This window comes from Anaerobacillus sp. 63XJN7_4_ISO-PGPR-S23-413, assembly GCF_056173725.1.
Genome location: NZ_CM149688.1, coordinates 1019086 through 1034644, shown reverse-complemented (window position 1 = coordinate 1034644; position 15559 = coordinate 1019086). Strand labels below are relative to the sequence as shown.

At 40.5% G+C, this 15559-nt stretch carries 23 protein-coding genes; 3 read left to right on the top strand and 20 right to left on the bottom strand.

What is annotated here, in order from left to right; all coding sequences use genetic code 11:
* Positions 1 to 65: 65 nt before the first annotated feature.
* From AC0VYO_RS05650 to AC0VYO_RS05600, 11 genes are all read right to left on the bottom strand, one after another.
* Positions 66 to 923 (bottom strand): SDR family oxidoreductase, encoded by an 858-nt coding sequence (locus AC0VYO_RS05650; protein ID WP_475368587.1) that lies wholly within the window; start codon positions 921 to 923, stop codon positions 66 to 68.
* Positions 924 to 1064: 141 nt separating this feature from the next.
* Complete coding sequence (locus AC0VYO_RS05645) at positions 1065 to 1355, bottom strand: hypothetical protein (protein WP_475368586.1); 291 nt, start codon at positions 1353 to 1355, stop codon at positions 1065 to 1067.
* 21 nt (positions 1356 to 1376) lie between these two features.
* Positions 1377 to 1550 (bottom strand): hypothetical protein, encoded by a 174-nt coding sequence (locus AC0VYO_RS05640; RefSeq protein WP_194220631.1) that lies wholly within the window; start codon positions 1548 to 1550, stop codon positions 1377 to 1379.
* A 23-nt stretch (positions 1551 to 1573) separates the two neighbouring features.
* Positions 1574 to 1789, bottom strand: a complete 216-nt coding sequence (locus AC0VYO_RS05635; RefSeq protein ID WP_475368585.1) for a hypothetical protein — start codon at positions 1787 to 1789, stop codon at positions 1574 to 1576.
* A 39-nt stretch (positions 1790 to 1828) separates the two neighbouring features.
* Complete coding sequence (locus tag AC0VYO_RS05630; RefSeq protein ID WP_430244535.1) at positions 1829 to 2161, bottom strand: hypothetical protein; 333 nt, start codon at positions 2159 to 2161, stop codon at positions 1829 to 1831.
* Positions 2158 to 2532, bottom strand: coding sequence for a hypothetical protein (locus tag AC0VYO_RS05625; RefSeq protein ID WP_475366821.1), 375 nt, complete (start codon positions 2530 to 2532; stop codon positions 2158 to 2160). The genes AC0VYO_RS05630 and AC0VYO_RS05625 overlap by 4 nt, the downstream gene beginning before the upstream one ends.
* Positions 2533 to 2546: 14 nt before the next feature.
* On the bottom strand, positions 2547 to 2714 hold the full coding sequence (locus AC0VYO_RS05620) for a hypothetical protein (protein ID WP_475366820.1): 168 nt from the start codon (positions 2712 to 2714) through the stop codon (positions 2547 to 2549).
* A 34-nt stretch (positions 2715 to 2748) separates the two neighbouring features.
* Entirely contained in the window at positions 2749 to 2973 is a 225-nt protein-coding gene (locus tag AC0VYO_RS05615) for a hypothetical protein (protein WP_430244547.1), read from the bottom strand.
* A 108-nt stretch (positions 2974 to 3081) separates the two neighbouring features.
* Positions 3082 to 3597, bottom strand: coding sequence for a DinB family protein (locus AC0VYO_RS05610; RefSeq protein WP_430244550.1), 516 nt, complete (start codon positions 3595 to 3597; stop codon positions 3082 to 3084).
* 528 nt (positions 3598 to 4125) lie between these two features.
* Positions 4126 to 5490 carry a sensor histidine kinase gene (locus tag AC0VYO_RS05605; protein ID WP_475368584.1) on the bottom strand — a complete coding sequence of 455 codons (1365 nt, stop codon included), beginning with the start codon at positions 5488 to 5490 and terminating at the stop codon, positions 4126 to 4128.
* Between the two features lie 22 nt (positions 5491 to 5512).
* The gene (locus AC0VYO_RS05600; protein ID WP_475368583.1) at positions 5513 to 6202 is read right to left on the bottom strand and encodes a response regulator transcription factor; all 690 of its coding nucleotides are present in this window, start codon (positions 6200 to 6202) and stop codon (positions 5513 to 5515) included.
* A gap of 182 nt (positions 6203 to 6384) precedes the next feature.
* On the opposite strand from AC0VYO_RS05600, the gene AC0VYO_RS05595 reads away from it, so the two are divergent.
* Positions 6385 to 6750 carry a PepSY domain-containing protein gene (locus tag AC0VYO_RS05595; RefSeq protein WP_475368582.1) on the top strand — a complete coding sequence of 122 codons (366 nt, stop codon included), beginning with the start codon at positions 6385 to 6387 and terminating at the stop codon, positions 6748 to 6750.
* Positions 6751 to 6874: 124 nt separating this feature from the next.
* On the opposite strand, the gene secD is transcribed toward AC0VYO_RS05595, so the two are convergent.
* The 3 genes from secD to AC0VYO_RS05580 all read right to left on the bottom strand — a co-directional run bounded on the left by secD (position 6875) and on the right by AC0VYO_RS05580 (position 9488).
* Positions 6875 to 8131, bottom strand: coding sequence for a protein translocase subunit SecD (gene secD, locus AC0VYO_RS05590; protein ID WP_475368581.1), 1257 nt, complete (start codon positions 8129 to 8131; stop codon positions 6875 to 6877).
* 104 nt (positions 8132 to 8235) lie between these two features.
* Positions 8236 to 8442 (bottom strand): hypothetical protein, encoded by a 207-nt coding sequence (locus tag AC0VYO_RS05585; RefSeq protein WP_194220621.1) that lies wholly within the window; start codon positions 8440 to 8442, stop codon positions 8236 to 8238.
* 119 nt (positions 8443 to 8561) lie between these two features.
* On the bottom strand, positions 8562 to 9488 hold the full coding sequence (locus tag AC0VYO_RS05580; RefSeq protein WP_475368580.1) for an alpha/beta hydrolase: 927 nt from the start codon (positions 9486 to 9488) through the stop codon (positions 8562 to 8564).
* Positions 9489 to 9635: 147 nt separating this feature from the next.
* On the opposite strand from AC0VYO_RS05580, the gene AC0VYO_RS05575 reads away from it, so the two are divergent.
* Positions 9636 to 10535 (top strand): ArsR/SmtB family transcription factor, encoded by a 900-nt coding sequence (locus tag AC0VYO_RS05575; protein WP_430244560.1) that lies wholly within the window; start codon positions 9636 to 9638, stop codon positions 10533 to 10535.
* Between the two features lie 110 nt (positions 10536 to 10645).
* Here the strand turns inward: AC0VYO_RS05575 and AC0VYO_RS05570 are convergent, their stop codons facing one another.
* The gene (locus tag AC0VYO_RS05570; protein ID WP_430244563.1) at positions 10646 to 11557 is read right to left on the bottom strand and encodes a zinc-dependent metalloprotease; all 912 of its coding nucleotides are present in this window, start codon (positions 11555 to 11557) and stop codon (positions 10646 to 10648) included.
* 735 nt (positions 11558 to 12292) lie between these two features.
* On the opposite strand from AC0VYO_RS05570, the gene AC0VYO_RS05565 reads away from it, so the two are divergent.
* Positions 12293 to 12448: a hypothetical protein gene (locus AC0VYO_RS05565; RefSeq protein ID WP_475368579.1), complete on the top strand. Its 156-nt coding sequence runs from the start codon at positions 12293 to 12295 to the stop codon at positions 12446 to 12448.
* Positions 12449 to 13304: 856 nt separating this feature from the next.
* Here AC0VYO_RS05565 and AC0VYO_RS05560 read toward each other — a convergent pair.
* From AC0VYO_RS05560 to AC0VYO_RS05540, 5 genes are all read right to left on the bottom strand, one after another.
* Positions 13305 to 13490 carry a hypothetical protein gene (locus AC0VYO_RS05560; protein WP_475368578.1) on the bottom strand — a complete coding sequence of 62 codons (186 nt, stop codon included), beginning with the start codon at positions 13488 to 13490 and terminating at the stop codon, positions 13305 to 13307.
* Positions 13491 to 13641: 151 nt separating this feature from the next.
* Entirely contained in the window at positions 13642 to 13803 is a 162-nt protein-coding gene (locus AC0VYO_RS05555; protein ID WP_226616646.1) for a YvrJ family protein, read from the bottom strand.
* 70 nt (positions 13804 to 13873) lie between these two features.
* Positions 13874 to 14092 (bottom strand): DUF2922 domain-containing protein, encoded by a 219-nt coding sequence (locus AC0VYO_RS05550; RefSeq protein ID WP_194220616.1) that lies wholly within the window; start codon positions 14090 to 14092, stop codon positions 13874 to 13876.
* 38 nt (positions 14093 to 14130) lie between these two features.
* Positions 14131 to 14349 (bottom strand): DUF1659 domain-containing protein, encoded by a 219-nt coding sequence (locus AC0VYO_RS05545; protein ID WP_194220615.1) that lies wholly within the window; start codon positions 14347 to 14349, stop codon positions 14131 to 14133.
* A gap of 198 nt (positions 14350 to 14547) precedes the next feature.
* Complete coding sequence (locus AC0VYO_RS05540; RefSeq protein WP_430244567.1) at positions 14548 to 15387, bottom strand: aldo/keto reductase; 840 nt, start codon at positions 15385 to 15387, stop codon at positions 14548 to 14550.
* Positions 15388 to 15559 lie beyond the last annotated feature (172 nt).

Genomic DNA, 15559 nt, shown 5'->3' with positions numbered 1-15559 from the left:
CCAATATATTTCATTTTTGGCCAATAAACGGAGCTTCCGGCCTAACGCCGGGCCGTCTACACGCATTAGGAGGACATATAGTCCCCACCGTTTACGTGAATGCACTGGCCTGTCATGTAAGAACCGTCATCAGATGCTAGTAAAACGTATGGACCGAACAGTTCAGACGGCTGACCTGGGCGTCCCATCGGATTATCCGTTCCGAATTCTGCAACGGAATCTTCGTCAAATGTAGATGGAATGAGCGGTGTCCAGATCGGCCCTGGTGCCACCATATTCACACGGATGCCTTTGTCTACAAGGCTCGCCGCCATACTGCGCGTGAACGCCACGATCGCACCTTTTGTTGACGTATAGTCAATTAACACCTTATTTCCTGTATAAGGATTAATGGAAGTCGTGTTAATAATCGAGCTTCCTTTTTGCAAGTGTGGCACTGCGTACTTCGTCATGTTAAAAACAGAATAGACATTTGTTTTAAACGTTTGATCCCACTGCTCATAGGAAATGTCTTCAATGCTTTCCGTTGGATACTGAATCGCCGCGTTATTGACGAGAATATCAAGCTTACCAAAGTGATCGAGCGTCTTATCGATTAAATCCTTGCATTCTTTTTCTTCCGAGACATCCCCCGGAATCAACAGACATTTGACGCCTTCCTTCTCAACAAACTTCTTCGTCTCATCGGCATCGCTCTGTTCCTTCTCAAGATAGTTAATCGCAACGTTCGCGCCTTCTTTCGCATAAGCAATCGCAACCGCGCGACCGATTCCACTGTCACCGCCAGTAATGAGCGCTACTTTTTGATCCAATTTGTGACTGCCTATGTAATCATGGGGTTGATCCGGCATTGGCGTCATTTCAGATTCAATACCAGGCTGTTCAGGCTGCGTTTGTTTTGGTTGTCCATTTTGATTGTTCACGTGATCTCTCTCCTTCTCTCTTCATTAAGTGAGTTTTTTATGCTGTTTTAATGAAATACCACGGAAGGAAAAAGTGTAAACTTTTGTAAGCGAATCCAAATCAAAAAGAGTAAAAATGGATTAGACAATAGTTGCTATAGTCTAAATACCGAAGAAAGAAGTTACCCATGTGGCTGCGACGGCGATACCAGCAATAAGAGACAATCCGATGTTTAACATCGCAAGATTTTTTTGACCATCCGCTATGTTTTTTAATCCAGTAAGGAGCAATCGAATAAACCAAAACGTTAGTAAAAAACCCCAGCCTATATAATCATTAAATGGATCGGAATCAAACAAAAATTGAATAGCTCCAATGAAAAGAGCGGAATAAATGAGTCCCATTACTATTTTGCGGAGTTTCTTCCCCTGATGATTTACCTTCATTTCCATCTCCCTTCGCTCCAAGTTCACTTATTTCATTTTCTTGATCAAATTCTTCCCCACTACTCGAGCGAGGAGTCCAGCGATTAAAGCGATGACGATACTGATAACCGTGTTATCCGTCCACTCTTGTCCAAGAGCAAACCCAATCGCTAACGCAATGCCTATGACAAGTCCCAACATCACTCCTTGCACTTGACTCATGTTCACACCTCCAACTGAACGCTCTATTCTTCTGAATCACCGAAGCTCTCCTCGCTACTATACCGTCGACTCGGATGGTCGAGAATCGCTCGATATTTCCACAGGCGAACTTGCCTTAGTATAAGCCCAACAAAAAGACCAGCCATCGCGATGATTAATCCCGCTTTATAGCTGGTTAGAAGGGAGAATAACAAAAAAAAGCAGGAAGGAATCGCAATGATGATCTGAACTCTTTTCATCGATCTCCTCCTATTGATCTTTTTCATACTGATTGCTTATTAATCAAACTGCTGAATGTAATCAAACGGAAAGTTTAATGAAAAGTAGCCGAATGTTAAGGTTACAACTATGAAGAAAACAAGATTCATGACACGGATTTGCTGTGACTTACCATAACGTTTATGAATAACCAACAGGATCGCAGCGTTCGGTAGCATTAATAAAAGATAAAGTTTTACCAGCAGGCTACTCTCCACACCTTTACTATAAACCACCCCATCATTCATCAGAAACATGCCGTTAAAGAATAGGATCGGACATAGAATGAGACACATCACGCTATATAACACCAACAACAATGAAAATACTTTTAATTGAGCTATTCGGCTCACTGAAATTCTCTCTCCCTTTTTAACTTCTTCCACAGAACGACTAACTGAAGAAGTGAGATGATGACGATAGCCCAAACACCGAGATTACTAAATGAAATGCCTAAAGTCGATTCACCCCCGGCTAATTTCAAAACAGCTAGCAGGAACAGCAAATAGACGATCATAAACAGCTGAGACTGAAATAACTCTTTTACTGTATATTCTCTCAAGCGTTTGAAAAGAAACGATGCAACAACAGTCCCAAACATAAGCAGGAGTAGAATGGATGAAGGAAAGGTTTCTTGTAAACTCATATCTGGAAAATAATCATAGATCAATAACGTTGTGATAGAAAAAAGGAACAAACCCTCTATCGCTTTTGCCCAAACCATACTCCTCTCCCTTTCTATCTATCAGACTGAGATTTGTCTTTCTCAAGCAGCTGATCAACCTTATGTTCTAATCGATCAAGCTTTGAGTTTCTCTTTCTGAAACTCACAACGATGAAGACAATCCCACCCAGAACGCCAAACATTAAAAGAAATGCTACAAGTTGAAAGAGAATATCTCCCATCGGAAAACCCCGCCTCTCTAGTAGTATGAAATAGCTACTTACGCATACTTTTTTTATTCATCGCAATACGAACACTAGCCACTACACTTATGATGGCAATAAACTTGAGTAACATATTCCCCACTTCGCCAAAACTCTCAAAGGATAATCCAAGTAAAATCATTCCGAATAAGCCTAAAAAGCCGGCCAACATGAATTTCATAACATCCCCCTCGATCCCCACCTTAATTTTACCATTTTTCCAATGATTCTGTTTCACTCATTTTCTCATTATTAAGGTAATTTCCATTGAGAAAAATAAAAAAACGACGACTCATAATGGCTATAGCCCTTTACGAGTCGTCGCTTCTATTATCCTTATGAGAAATCATCCTTGCTCAGGATAGTCCAAATAACGGTTGATGTCAGATGGCGTTAAGAGATCGGTGTCCGTCGGTTCGTAACCGAGAGCTCGAGCAAGTGTTACGATCTGCCCTTTGTGATGAAACTCATGCGTGATTGTATGCGTCATTAACCATAGCGGAGACAGCTCTTCTTCCTCTTCTTGCCATGATACCTTGCGACTTATTTTCTCATCAAATCGCTCGTCGTATTCTTCTAGAAAACGATAGACGAGCTGATCAACAAGCTCAAACACGGTTCTCATTTCATTTACATCCGTTACATCGCTCACTTCTACGATTGGCTCTTGCATTTCCAAAGCAAAGCGACCTAACCAGCTTTCATAGCACTCTGCGATATGAACGTGTAAATTACGAATCGAACCCCATCCGTATCCATCTACTTCTTTTAAATAATCCTCCTGATTGATTTGCTCACAGAAATGAAAGAGAACTTTACGCGTGTGTTTAACTAAATCATATTGCTCTTTTAGTACGTTCATTGCATTTCCTCCTGTTATCTTAAAGTGACTTCTGTCCGTCACTCGACCGTCTCAAACTATTGCTTCTATCTTCTACTCTTTATTCCTTTTCAACGGTGAACTAAACCTATACTTTTATAGTGAATTTGCTCTCAAATCATAGAAATTCACATGACATTTGAACTAATTACGGAGTTACATGTTGGGCAATATCTCATCTTTTTTCATTATAAAAATAGAAATAAAGCTTCCTCTCAAAATCAAGAGAGAAAGCTTACTAGTAAAAAGGCTATCCCGATCAAAATATACTTTAGTGGAAACTGTGATCCTTTTTCGTTTGACGATGCTTTCCTTATGTCACCTATCACGACGAATAGAAACACAATCGCAATCACATACAGGAATACTTCACTAATTGAAAAGAGAGGATACATTAATCCGACGGATAGGATCACGGCGATGATCCCAATTAAACTCAATGGAATCATCGTATTTTTAGCGCAATTCTACTCATTAAGAATCTATAACAAAGAACCCTCCTAAGAGGATTCATTCCGCGATGCTTGCAGAAACTTTTTTCAGAGGCAATAAGACTGTAAACGTACTTCCCACATCGACTTCACTTTTTACATGGAGCTTACCTTGATGGTTCTCCACTAACTCCTTTGCAATGGAAAGCCCTAGTCCGGTTCCTCCCGTTTCACGTGAGCGGTTTTTGTCAACGCGATAGAAGCGTGAAAAGATTTTCGACTGTTCCTCTTTTGGAATGCCGATACCAGTATCGGAAACGCTTAGTACAGCACCATCATCATGTGTTAAGTCAACCGTGATCGTCCCTACCTCCGTATACCTCATGGCGTTTTCAACTAAAATAACCGCAATTTGCCGAAGCTGCTCAGCATCTCCTAACACAGTGACATTCTTTTCAAGATTTCCGATAAGAGGGATTTCCTTATTTCCTTCGAATTGACTGATCACATGCTCAACGATATGAGTAAGATTGACGTTCTCCATCCTACTTTCTAAATGTTCATTACGAGCGATCGTGAGCATTTGTTCTAAAATATGCTTCATTCGGTTACTTTCATCATCTAACGCTTGAATCGACTTTTCCAAAACAGTTGGATCGTCTTTCCCCCACCTTTTAATTAAATTCAAATGACCACGAAATGCGGTTAGTGGGGTTCTTAATTCATGTGAAGCATTGGAAACAAAGCTTTTCTCTCGTTCAAACTGTTCTTCTAGCTCCTGAAGTAGCTGATTGAACGTACCGGCAAGTTCCTTCAACTCTTTAGGATTCGAAGGTTCAAGAATCCGCTTCTGCAGATCTGAAGAACCGTCTATTTTACTCACTTCATCCGTCATGTTTAGAAGCGGTCGCAGCTTCTTTTTTGTAAATTGATAAATCAAAATGGAGCCAATTATAATGCTTAATATCCCCGTGAAGAGAAGGATAAAGAAAATAAGCTGAATGAATTCAAACTCATCTTCCATATGGACTTTCAGATGGATGTTGCCATCGGTAAAAGATACATCGCTTCGATAGAATAACCCTTCCTCTTTATTCCATATAAACTGATCAAACAATGGCAGGCTTACTTCATCACTTGTATCTAGTGTTTCATCGTCTCCTCTCGATTGTGCGAGAAGTTTCCCACCTTCACGGATTTCAACATAATAATCGGCATGATCCGGATACAACACTTCATCAAGTGACTCCTGGACTTCATCTTCCTGTACAATCATCAGCAATTTTTCTTCCATCGCTCCAACATCATCCTGTGTTCGATCTATCAAGAAAAAGCCGATGGCCCCAAGGACAACAATGCCGATTAGGATTAGGGCGATAATAAACTGCCACACGTACCATGAGGTAAATTGATGAAGCAGCGATTGGTTTCGTTGTTTCTTCATGCGATTCCCTCCAATTGAACGCTTATGAAGAGCGAAGGATGTAGCCAATACCTCTTATCGTATGAATAAGCATTGGTTCGTAGTCTCGATCTAACTTGTTGCGAAGATAGCGAATGTAGACGTCGACCACATTCGTTTCTCCCACAAAGTCGTAGCCCCAAACCGCTGAGAGAAGCCACTCGCGACTGAGCGCCTTGCCTTCATGTTTCATGAGAAAAACAAGCAAATCAAACTCTCGCTGAGTGAGTTCAATTTCATTGTTTTCCCGCACGACGCGACGACTTTTTACGTTCACTTCAAGATTCGCAATCGTTAACTTGTCTTCATCCTGTTGCTTACTTTGAGACTGAGCGCGTCGTAATACGGCACGAATGCGCGCAAGCAATTCTTCAATTTCAAAAGGCTTTGTAATGTAATCATCCGCCCCACGATCAAGACCGAGAATTTTATCCCCAACATAATCTCTGGCAGTAAGGATAATAATCGGAACGGAACTCGTTTTACGTATCCGCCTACATACTTCAAGGCCATCAAGCTTCGGAATCATCCAATCTAATAAAATGACGCTCCATTCTTTTTCTTGAAATCGAGCCATCGCTTCCTCTCCATCACGCGCCGTTGTCACGTCGTACCCTTCATGCTCAAGCTCTAACTTCATGAACTGAATAACATTTATTTCATCTTCTACAAGAAGAATTGATTCTTTCTCCATTTCTCCTCACCCCTTATTTCATCTTCCTCTATTGTAACTACCCTTAACGTAAGAAACATTAAATAGAAAATGAGAATTTCATGAGAAAAAGCTCATCCACTTCTCATGCTGCTGTCCTTTTTTTATTAGATTCGATCCGTATTATAAGAATTGTAGAAAAAACAGTTCAAGGAGGATAACTAATGAATATGAAAAAAACACTTATTATCGGCGGAACCGCATTAGGCATAGCTGGAGGAGCTCTTCTCTATCAAGGATCAGACGGTATAGAGAATGTGCTAGCTTCGGGCAATAACGAAAGCAAACTAATTGAGGAAGCTAAAATTTCTGAAGCTGAAGCTGAAAAGATCGCATTGGAAGAGGTTTCCGGAGACGTGATTGAGAAAGAAGTCGAGAAAGAAGACGGGAAGATCGTTTATGAGTTCGACATCAAAACCGATACCGGCGAGAAAGAAGTTGAGATTGACGGGATGAATGGCGATATTATTCAAGTTGAAGATGATGAGGAGGACGATGATAAGGAGCAGAAGGAAGAGTCTGCTAAGTAACAAAAAGACACGTCACATGGCAAGCACATCAACCTCTTGGTGAGCTTGCTTTGTAACGTGCAAAAATAGGAAGCTTTCCTTTACAACATAAGACTATTTTCAACATTGTACAGCACTTCTTCATTTAAGACTTTCTTTCCTGATTCCATTCCACGAGCTTTGTCTCCCCGATCATATACAACAGAAGTCGTAATAGCGCATAGCATGTTAGAAATCCAGCAACTATGCTAATCAATAGCATCGTCGCAAAACCTTTCACACTGCCTACGCCGAATACAAAAAGTCCTGCCGCAGCAATTAATGTTGTAAGATGCGCATCCGCAATCGTAAGAAACGTTCGATTCGATGCTTGCATCACTCGCTCTTCAAATGACAAACGACGATCCTCTATTTCTTTTAAACGTTCAAACGTAATGATCGTCGCATCTATTGCCATACCAAGACCAAGAATGAAAGCGGCAAGTCCTGTTAATGTTAGAACGCCTTCAAGAAAAACGAAAATCCCTATAGCTAGATAAAGATAGCTGATCATACAAACTATCGAGAGCAAGCCTAGCCAACGATAGCGCCAAATCATAAATAAAAAGATAAGCGTCATAGCTATGATTCCCGCTACCATCGTATTTTTCAACGCCTGTTCACCAAGCTGACCACTAACAGATTGGGAAGAAATCTCTTCCAAAGGAGCAGGGAGATCTCCAGTGCTAAGCGCTTTGGAAAGGAGTTCTGCTTCTTTTTGGGTGAATTTACCTGAAATCGCCATCCCGGAATTTTTTGTCCAGGTCTCATCTATATGTCCTTCGAAAAGAATCTTTGAATCTTCCTTTGCTCTCTCTTTTATATACGCATCTCCGTCAACGTAATCAAGCCATAAAGCGAGACTTTGATCTTCATAAGTCTTAGTCACGTTTCTCATATCAATGGAGTCGCCGAACTCGATGGTGACGACGGGGGCAAGGTCCTGAGAAGGATGTTCTATTCCAACAGATTTGAAATCAGTGGAAGAAATGACAAGATTGTTATCCGTATCCCGAAACGTAATATTCCCGCCAATGGAAATAAACTCGCGCGCTTCCTCCTGATCCTTCACGCCAGGAACCTGTATGCGAATACGATCCTCATCTTCCATCGTAATGACCGGTTCACTAATACCTAGCAAATCAATCCGATCACTGATCAGAGCAGCTGTTTGTTTTACAAGCTCTTCTTCTGCTATGTTTTTTTCTTCGTAAGGATCCTGTACTTCATAAAGGATCTCAAATCCGCCCTGTAAATCTAGCCCGATCTTTAATTCTTCTAGAATATTTTCAGATGTTGAAATCATTAAGAGAAAAATGAGTGAGATGGTGATCGTAGTGGAAATGATCCAGCTTTTTTTCATTACGTAACAAACACCTTTTTGTGAGAGTAGAGAATTCATTCCATGCCTGTCCCTGGCTTGTCTAGCTGCTCATGGAAATTTCACTATGAGTCTCGTAAAATCATTTAAGCATTATTTTGCTTTCGCTTTCGATATGAGCGATACAACGAGTTACCGATAAACATAGCAAATCCATAGCAAACTGCTACGATCGTGAAAGCAATGAGATTGTCATTCAAAATTAAGAGCATACCTACAAGTATAAAAAGCATGAGACCCAGTGTATTTATCATCCAATAAGGTTCCGATAATAGATGTTTTCTAGACTCCATTTCCCCCACTCCTTTTTCGATGATCAATGACTTTCTATACTACTTGTACGATCTCATTTTTATTTGGTTTCATTTTCCATATAAACAATAATTGTATAAGTCATTTTTGAGCAACGTCCTTACTGCCTCGTTACAAAACAAATCGCCTCTTCTAACACATTTGGAAATTCATTCGGCCATTCATGCCCGATGCCTTCATTTACAATTAGTTTGCAAGGGATCTGATAAGCTTCAAAAAGTTGAGCAGCTTCCAATGCATTTTCATAGAAAGGATCTTGATCTCCTGTAATGATGCAGCCTCTTGCATGAGGGTTCAGCTGATTTTGCAAAATTTCTTTTAGTGAATGGATATCGAAAGCTGGTGCAACAGCAATAAATAAATTAAATTCTTCCATATCATTACTTAAGCTCATTTGAGTTGCGATACTTCCTCCTTGAGATGCACCGGCTAGTATTCGTTTTTTATCTGACACATCAACCCGTTTAGTAAATTCATAATACGTCTTTTTTACATCATTATAAGCAACCGCTTCATCATCCCATGAATAACATTGGTAGCTGAAAAGTTGAGAAGATTGAGGAAATCCCATCAAGTACTTGGTGACGAGTTTCTCATCAGACCACTGCTCCGAAAAGTCTTTCGCATTAGAGCCTTTCCAGTGCAAAGGGAAAATGACCGTATCCGCTTCAGAATGCCCCTGAATGGTTAACTCCGCTTGTGTAGATGCTTTTGTGTTTTCAAAGATTGTATGACATTGACTTACGATCGACTGAAATTCTGGATGGGTTTGCAAGGGGCTCAACTCTTGATCAGATGTTAGAATTTCTGGGTTCCACCACAGTCCATGTTTGAGAACTTCTTTTAGTTCAGCAACACCTTCTTCGTGCTTTCCTTCCATTACATAAATATTCGCTTTCCAATGACCCAACCGATCTCTTTTATGAGGAAACATTTCTTTCGCTTCTTCCATAACACGCAAAGCTTCTTCGTTTTCTTTACTATCAGCAAGTTCTATCACCCGATTTTGTAGATCAGCAAACCTCATTGTAAATACCTCCCAATAGCTTAATTAGTTCAATACTAATTGAACTACTATATTAAGTCAATGAATAGATAATTAATATTTTGATTATTCTAATTAAGAACATCGTATGGTAAGATATGAAAAAAAGAAAGATATGGAGGGGCACCTATGACACTGCAAGTTAGAACACTTTCTTCACCTGTTTATGAACTCTTATTAAGCATTTCATTATATAAAAGGCAAACGTTAATGAAATATTTAGATCTTGGCGCAAAGTGGCCTAAGGATATTGAATTGTTCATTTCCCCTGAGTTACATTATTTGATTGCTTCAAAAGAGAACATGTTCTTTGAAGACTTATTAGTTTTATTAATTGAACAATCACGATACAAAGACAAAATCGACCTCTTCTTTGAATGGTTAGGGAATCTATCTGGCGGTGAGCTCTTTGAACGAATTGCTCCTTTATTAGACGTTGATCGAACACTTCCTTCTGATCTAGCATCACAAAGAGACCGATCACTCACGTTGTTAAAAGCCTGGAATGAGCAATATTTTCAACTCCTAGATTGCGATATTTCTGATCGATTAAATCGTGACGCAAAAGAGAAGGAACATAAGCTTAAGAATCAATCGCAAGAGGATGTTATTTTGGAAGCTAGTCGTTACATCATTGAAACGCCTAGTGTGAAAAGCGTTTGTTTGATTCCTGCGATTCACCTTCAACCTATGTCGTTTATCGATCATTTGAAAGATACGCTATACATCACTTATCCTATTAAAGATGCGAAAGATGAACTAACTGAAGTTCTTCGTTTAACGAAAGCGCTCGGGGATGAAAAACGATTAAAGATAATGAAATTTTTATCTCACGAACCCACTACTTTCACCAATATCGTTTCGGAATTTGGCATGGCGAAAGGGAATATCCATCATCATCTTTCCATTTTAAGAGGGGCTGGATTATTGAATATTCACGTCAGGGATAAGCGGAACACATTTTATTACAGCACAAACATAGAAATCGCAGAAGAGTTACGTAAGAAGGTGGATCAGTTTCTTAAATAGTGCCTGTCACCACCTGACCACCTGATAATTCGGCTAATCTACGCCTTTTAAATGAAAAGAGCGCTCAAACGAATCGTTTGAGCGCTCTCACCTATTGCTACTGATATGTATTAATTTCCATACCAACCTTTATGTGCTTCTATTAACTTATCATGATCTTCGTCCCAATAATCAACACTATAAGAATAGTCATAGTTCATAATGCATTTAATCCCACTGCCTTGAGCATCGTGACTTAGTCCATAGTTATGAGAGAATTCGTGCTGAGCCGCGTGCCATGTATTCGTTGCGCCCTGATCGAGGTTAACTGATACTGCACTACCATAAGGAGAGTTCGGATAAACATAAGCAATACCGCCTGAATTGAAATTAGCATCTCTCGTGAAGCCCACTACAAAGTCGTATCCATTTCCATTCCAGTCCTTGTCCATGTCCTGAAGAATTTCAGATGCATTTGCCCCTTCAGAAGTCCACTCACCAAGAGCTTTGATCTCAAAATCAATGTTATGATCACGTGTAAACCCATTATCCGCGTTCTCAACAATGTTTTGCGTGAGAGTTTGCCAGTCGCTATGTGCAGCACGATACTCTTCATCCGCAGCAATCAATACGGTCACTACGCTAGCGCCAGTTGCAGTTGGTGTTGTGGTTCCGCCTGAACCTCCAGTTGATCCTCCGTTACCGCATAATAGAATACACAATTCGCCTTCTTCATTAACCTGTTTTTTAGTATTCTTTTTGTTTTGTTTGTCTGCTTTTTCATCCGCATTTTTCTTGATTTTCTTTTCTCCGATTTTCTTACCTTTTTCATCCAAAACATCCGCTACTGAAGAACTCTCCACTTCAGCTGGACGATCAAACTTCTCTTTCCCTTTTGTTTTGGCTTTGGGAAGTTCATGACCGATCGTAACCTCTGACCCCTGTGAATCTAGCTCTGCTGTTTTTGCACTTGTTTCCCCGAATCCTGGTACGATAGCGATTGATAATGCAAGCGTCAATGCTACAAGTCCTTTACGTTTCATACGTGTTCCCCCTGAGAAGTATTTTTAACACATCTCCTAATCTATCACATGGGTTCGACACTTCGCGGGGGCCAATAGATAGAAATCAACCGATATTTTCCAGGGGAAAAAAGAACGGTTTTTCTTAACAAAAACTTAACACTGACATTTATTAAGAGGATCATCATTCATTTTTTCATCTCAAAGGTTCACTCAAGTTCCAGAAAATGAAGCAAAATAATTAGAATGACTCCCCCCAATTTAGCTTGTCTTTATATCATTTCCCTCTAAAAACTCATATACTATTTCATCTATGAATGAAAGAGGTGATTAAAAATAGATAGCATAAGATGCCCGAAATGTTGTTCCCTTATTTGTAATCATGAATGCATAGGGAGCTCAACATATAAAAAACATTGTAAATGTAGAAAGTGTCACTGTTGCAAATGCATCTGTCCTCCTGGGCCTCCTGGGCCTCCTGGACCTCCTGGACCTCCTGGACCTACAGGGCCTAGCTTAAACACGATTTATTTAGCTGCAGAAACAGTACCGAGCGGACACTTTATTGGAGTTGGGACAGCTGATCTTAACTTTGAAGAAACAACTGTAGTCGTTCCATTTAGCGGTCTTATCACTGGATTAGTCTTTAGTATTCGTGATGAGATATTAACTGCAAATGAAAGTGTAACAGCTGAAATTTATAAAAGTTCTGATTGTGGATTCACTTCTACCCCTACTGGAATAATCGCAACAGTTATGGGACCAAATAATGCAAATACACCTAATTGCTGTGCTACCGCAATTGGTAATTTATCAATTAATCAATGTGATCTTTTATCAGTAAGAGTAACACATAGTAGCGGAGAAGCATTACAAGATGGTGCTACAGCAACCATTATTACAACAATTTAAACTCCTTGAGAATAGTGCCTGTCACCACCCAAAACCACTCGAATGGTTATAGATTTTGTCGAGTGTACTGAAATGAAAAGAGATCCCTCCGAAAGAAGGGATCTTTCTTTCATTATTTAAGGTTATATCCATATTTTCATTGCCCCTCCTAACTTTCCTCCAAACTACTTTCAAGTAAATATCATACTCAAACGAGAACTACTTTTGTAAGAAGTCATTCAGGAAAACCTGGATACAACTACTAGAATTACTGATAATGTGTTTGCTCTAAAATCTTCTTCCATCCCTTTGCTCTCAAGTGTAAGATTTTAATCGTCCCTCGAAACAGATGAAACATATAGACACTCTAAAATGTACCATTCATTAATATAGGTAATTACGGAAAACACCTCCATGATAAACACAATGTGTACATAACCCACTATCTATATGAAGATATTCCCGTCCTGGCCCATGATACTTCCCAATTGATGCTAAATAAGTGCAATGAACTTCAGCTGATGAATATTACCGACTAATACACCGCTATCAAAATAAGAGGTAGCCATTTTCTTTTTTCACCTAACGTCAAACTCTGATCCGCTTCCCCCTGCTTCCCTATCACCTTTCTTCTCTATTTATCTTTCATATCTTTTAGGCTCTTCAACCACTGAAGGCACTAGATCAGATAGGAAACATTGGACAGAGAATGACTACCTTTACAGCGCCGACAAGAAGCATCAGCGCTGTAAAAGTAGCCGCTCATTACTACTGAAGTATACTGAGACCTTCTGAGGTTTCCACCGTATCACCCGATTTGAACGCTTGAATTTCTTCAACAGCGCGCTTTCTACACATTAAACCAGCCCAATGTGCGTCATCTTCGCGCTGCTACCGTACCGTAGTACGCCTGGTTACCTACCCGAACCGTTAAAGGCCGTTCGCGCCATAGCTTCTCACCACAGAAACCGGGAACTGTGTATCTTTGAGAACGCTGAATTTTCTGCATCGGCATCAGCTCACCTGACAAGTTTTGTTTTCGAACGTGTGGTAGGCGTTCCACGTTCTGATCAGCGGCGCACTTTAAGAAACCTCACCATCCCTGGATTTTAAAAAGAGAATGGGAAGCCGCTGTTCTGTATGGAGTTGGGTCGCGCCATTATGTAATAGGAAAAATGGGAGAGAGGCATTCACCTTCTCTCCTGTGCAATACATCACCCTGTCTGTTGATTCGAACTTCGAGCGTTTAAGTGATCTGGCAGCTGCAGAATCGTATCGTTGAGTGTATCGAGCTTCTGTTCAATGCGGTGCAGCAAATAAAGCGTCACCACAACGGGAAAGCCTACATCGCTAATAAGAGACATCCAGGACTCCATTCCTTCCCCCTCCTCGTTCGTTTAATAGACTTACTAAAAAGGAAGGACAATTGCCCTTCCTCTGAATTACTTAACCGATGATAATGTCGTTCTCATTACGTTCAACGATGCGAGCGCCTTTTTTCGAAACAAGATCGCCTCCGCTCGTTGTAAAACAGTTCTGCGTAATAAGCGTATCCATCGCCGCTGCGATTGCAGCTGGATTTACGGGCTCGACTGGATCACTTAGAGTGATGGAAAACGGTTTGTTGTCACGCGTGTTGAATTGAAGTTCTAGTGTTTTAGCCATTTGGGGTTCCCTCCTTTCTTACCTTTATTGGTGACGGCTTACGATTGAAGATCAGATGAATCATTGCGCTCAACCGCGAACAAATTGTGCTGTTGAAGCGGTGCTAGTGCCAATGCGACTGCAAAAAGCGCATCAGGCGTAGCGGATGTTTTCACGTTGTTGAAATTCTTGCTGCGGAAAATGGATTTGCCGTTTTCATCAACGCCTACTTCAAGAACCATGCGAAGCTGCGTATCCATGAGGGATGATGTTGCCATGTCGATCACCTCCTTTCACCTTATATATCGTTTGGAAAGTGGAAAAAGGGACATTGGGAGGAAATAAAATTTTCTAGAACGAGAAAAAGCCGACCCCACAATGGGACCGGCTTCGTTAAAAGATGCTATTAGGAATCTGTGAATACGTCCAAACAAAAGGACCGCATCAAAAATGCGGTCCTTCTTTTATCATCGCTATTACATTTTAAAATCAAATTCATCAGGGTGTGGGCCGCTACGAGCATTGTCATTCAATGCATCAAGCTGCTTCATTTCCTCTGAAGTGAGTTCAAAATCAAAGAGATCGATGTTCGCTTCGATGCGCTTCTCGTTCATTGATTTTGGAATTGTAATCACGTTATGTTGCAGATCCCAGCGAAGAATGACTTGCGCTACAGACTTGTTGTACTTCTCAGCAATACCTGAGATTGTTTCATTGTTTAACAACTCACCAGCCATTAGCGGAGACCATGCTTCCACTTGAATGTTGTGCTCTTCGCAATACGTTCTGACTTCTAGCTGTGTCAGACGAGGGTGGAATTCGATTTGGTTAATCACCGGTGTAATCTCGAAGTTTTTACGAAGATCTTCAAGATGATTCACGTGGAAGTTACTAACACCAATTGAACGAACACGCTTTTCTTTGTATAGCGTCTCAAGTGCTTTCCAAGGCTCCTGGTATTTGTTATCTCCTGGCCAGTGAATGAGGTAAAGATCTAAATACTCAAGACCTAGCTTAGATAGGCTTGTTTCATAAGCTTGAATCGTTTCATCGTAAGATAGCCCGTCGTTCCATACTTTCGAAGTAATAAAGAGCTCATCTCTTGTTACGAGACCTTCTTCAATCGCCTGATTCACACCGCGACCTACACTTTCCTCGTTGCCGTAGATCGCTGCTGTATCAATGCTGCGGTAGCCTTTCTTAATAGCCGTTTTCACTGATTCGACTAATTCTTGGCCTTCCTCTACTCTAAATACGCCGTAACCTAGTTCCGGCATTTCAATATTGTTGTTTAGTGTTTTTGTTTGAACAGACATTATAAATAACTCCTTTCAATACTCCATTCATTGGTTTACCCGTAAATGTAATTTTAAATCTTCTCATCGAGAAAATCACGTTAAACGCATTATAGAAGTGGAGGGTGCCTGTCACCACCCGTTATTTGGCGTTTCATGTCGAAGGAGGAAGAGCATTTGCTCTTCCTCCTTT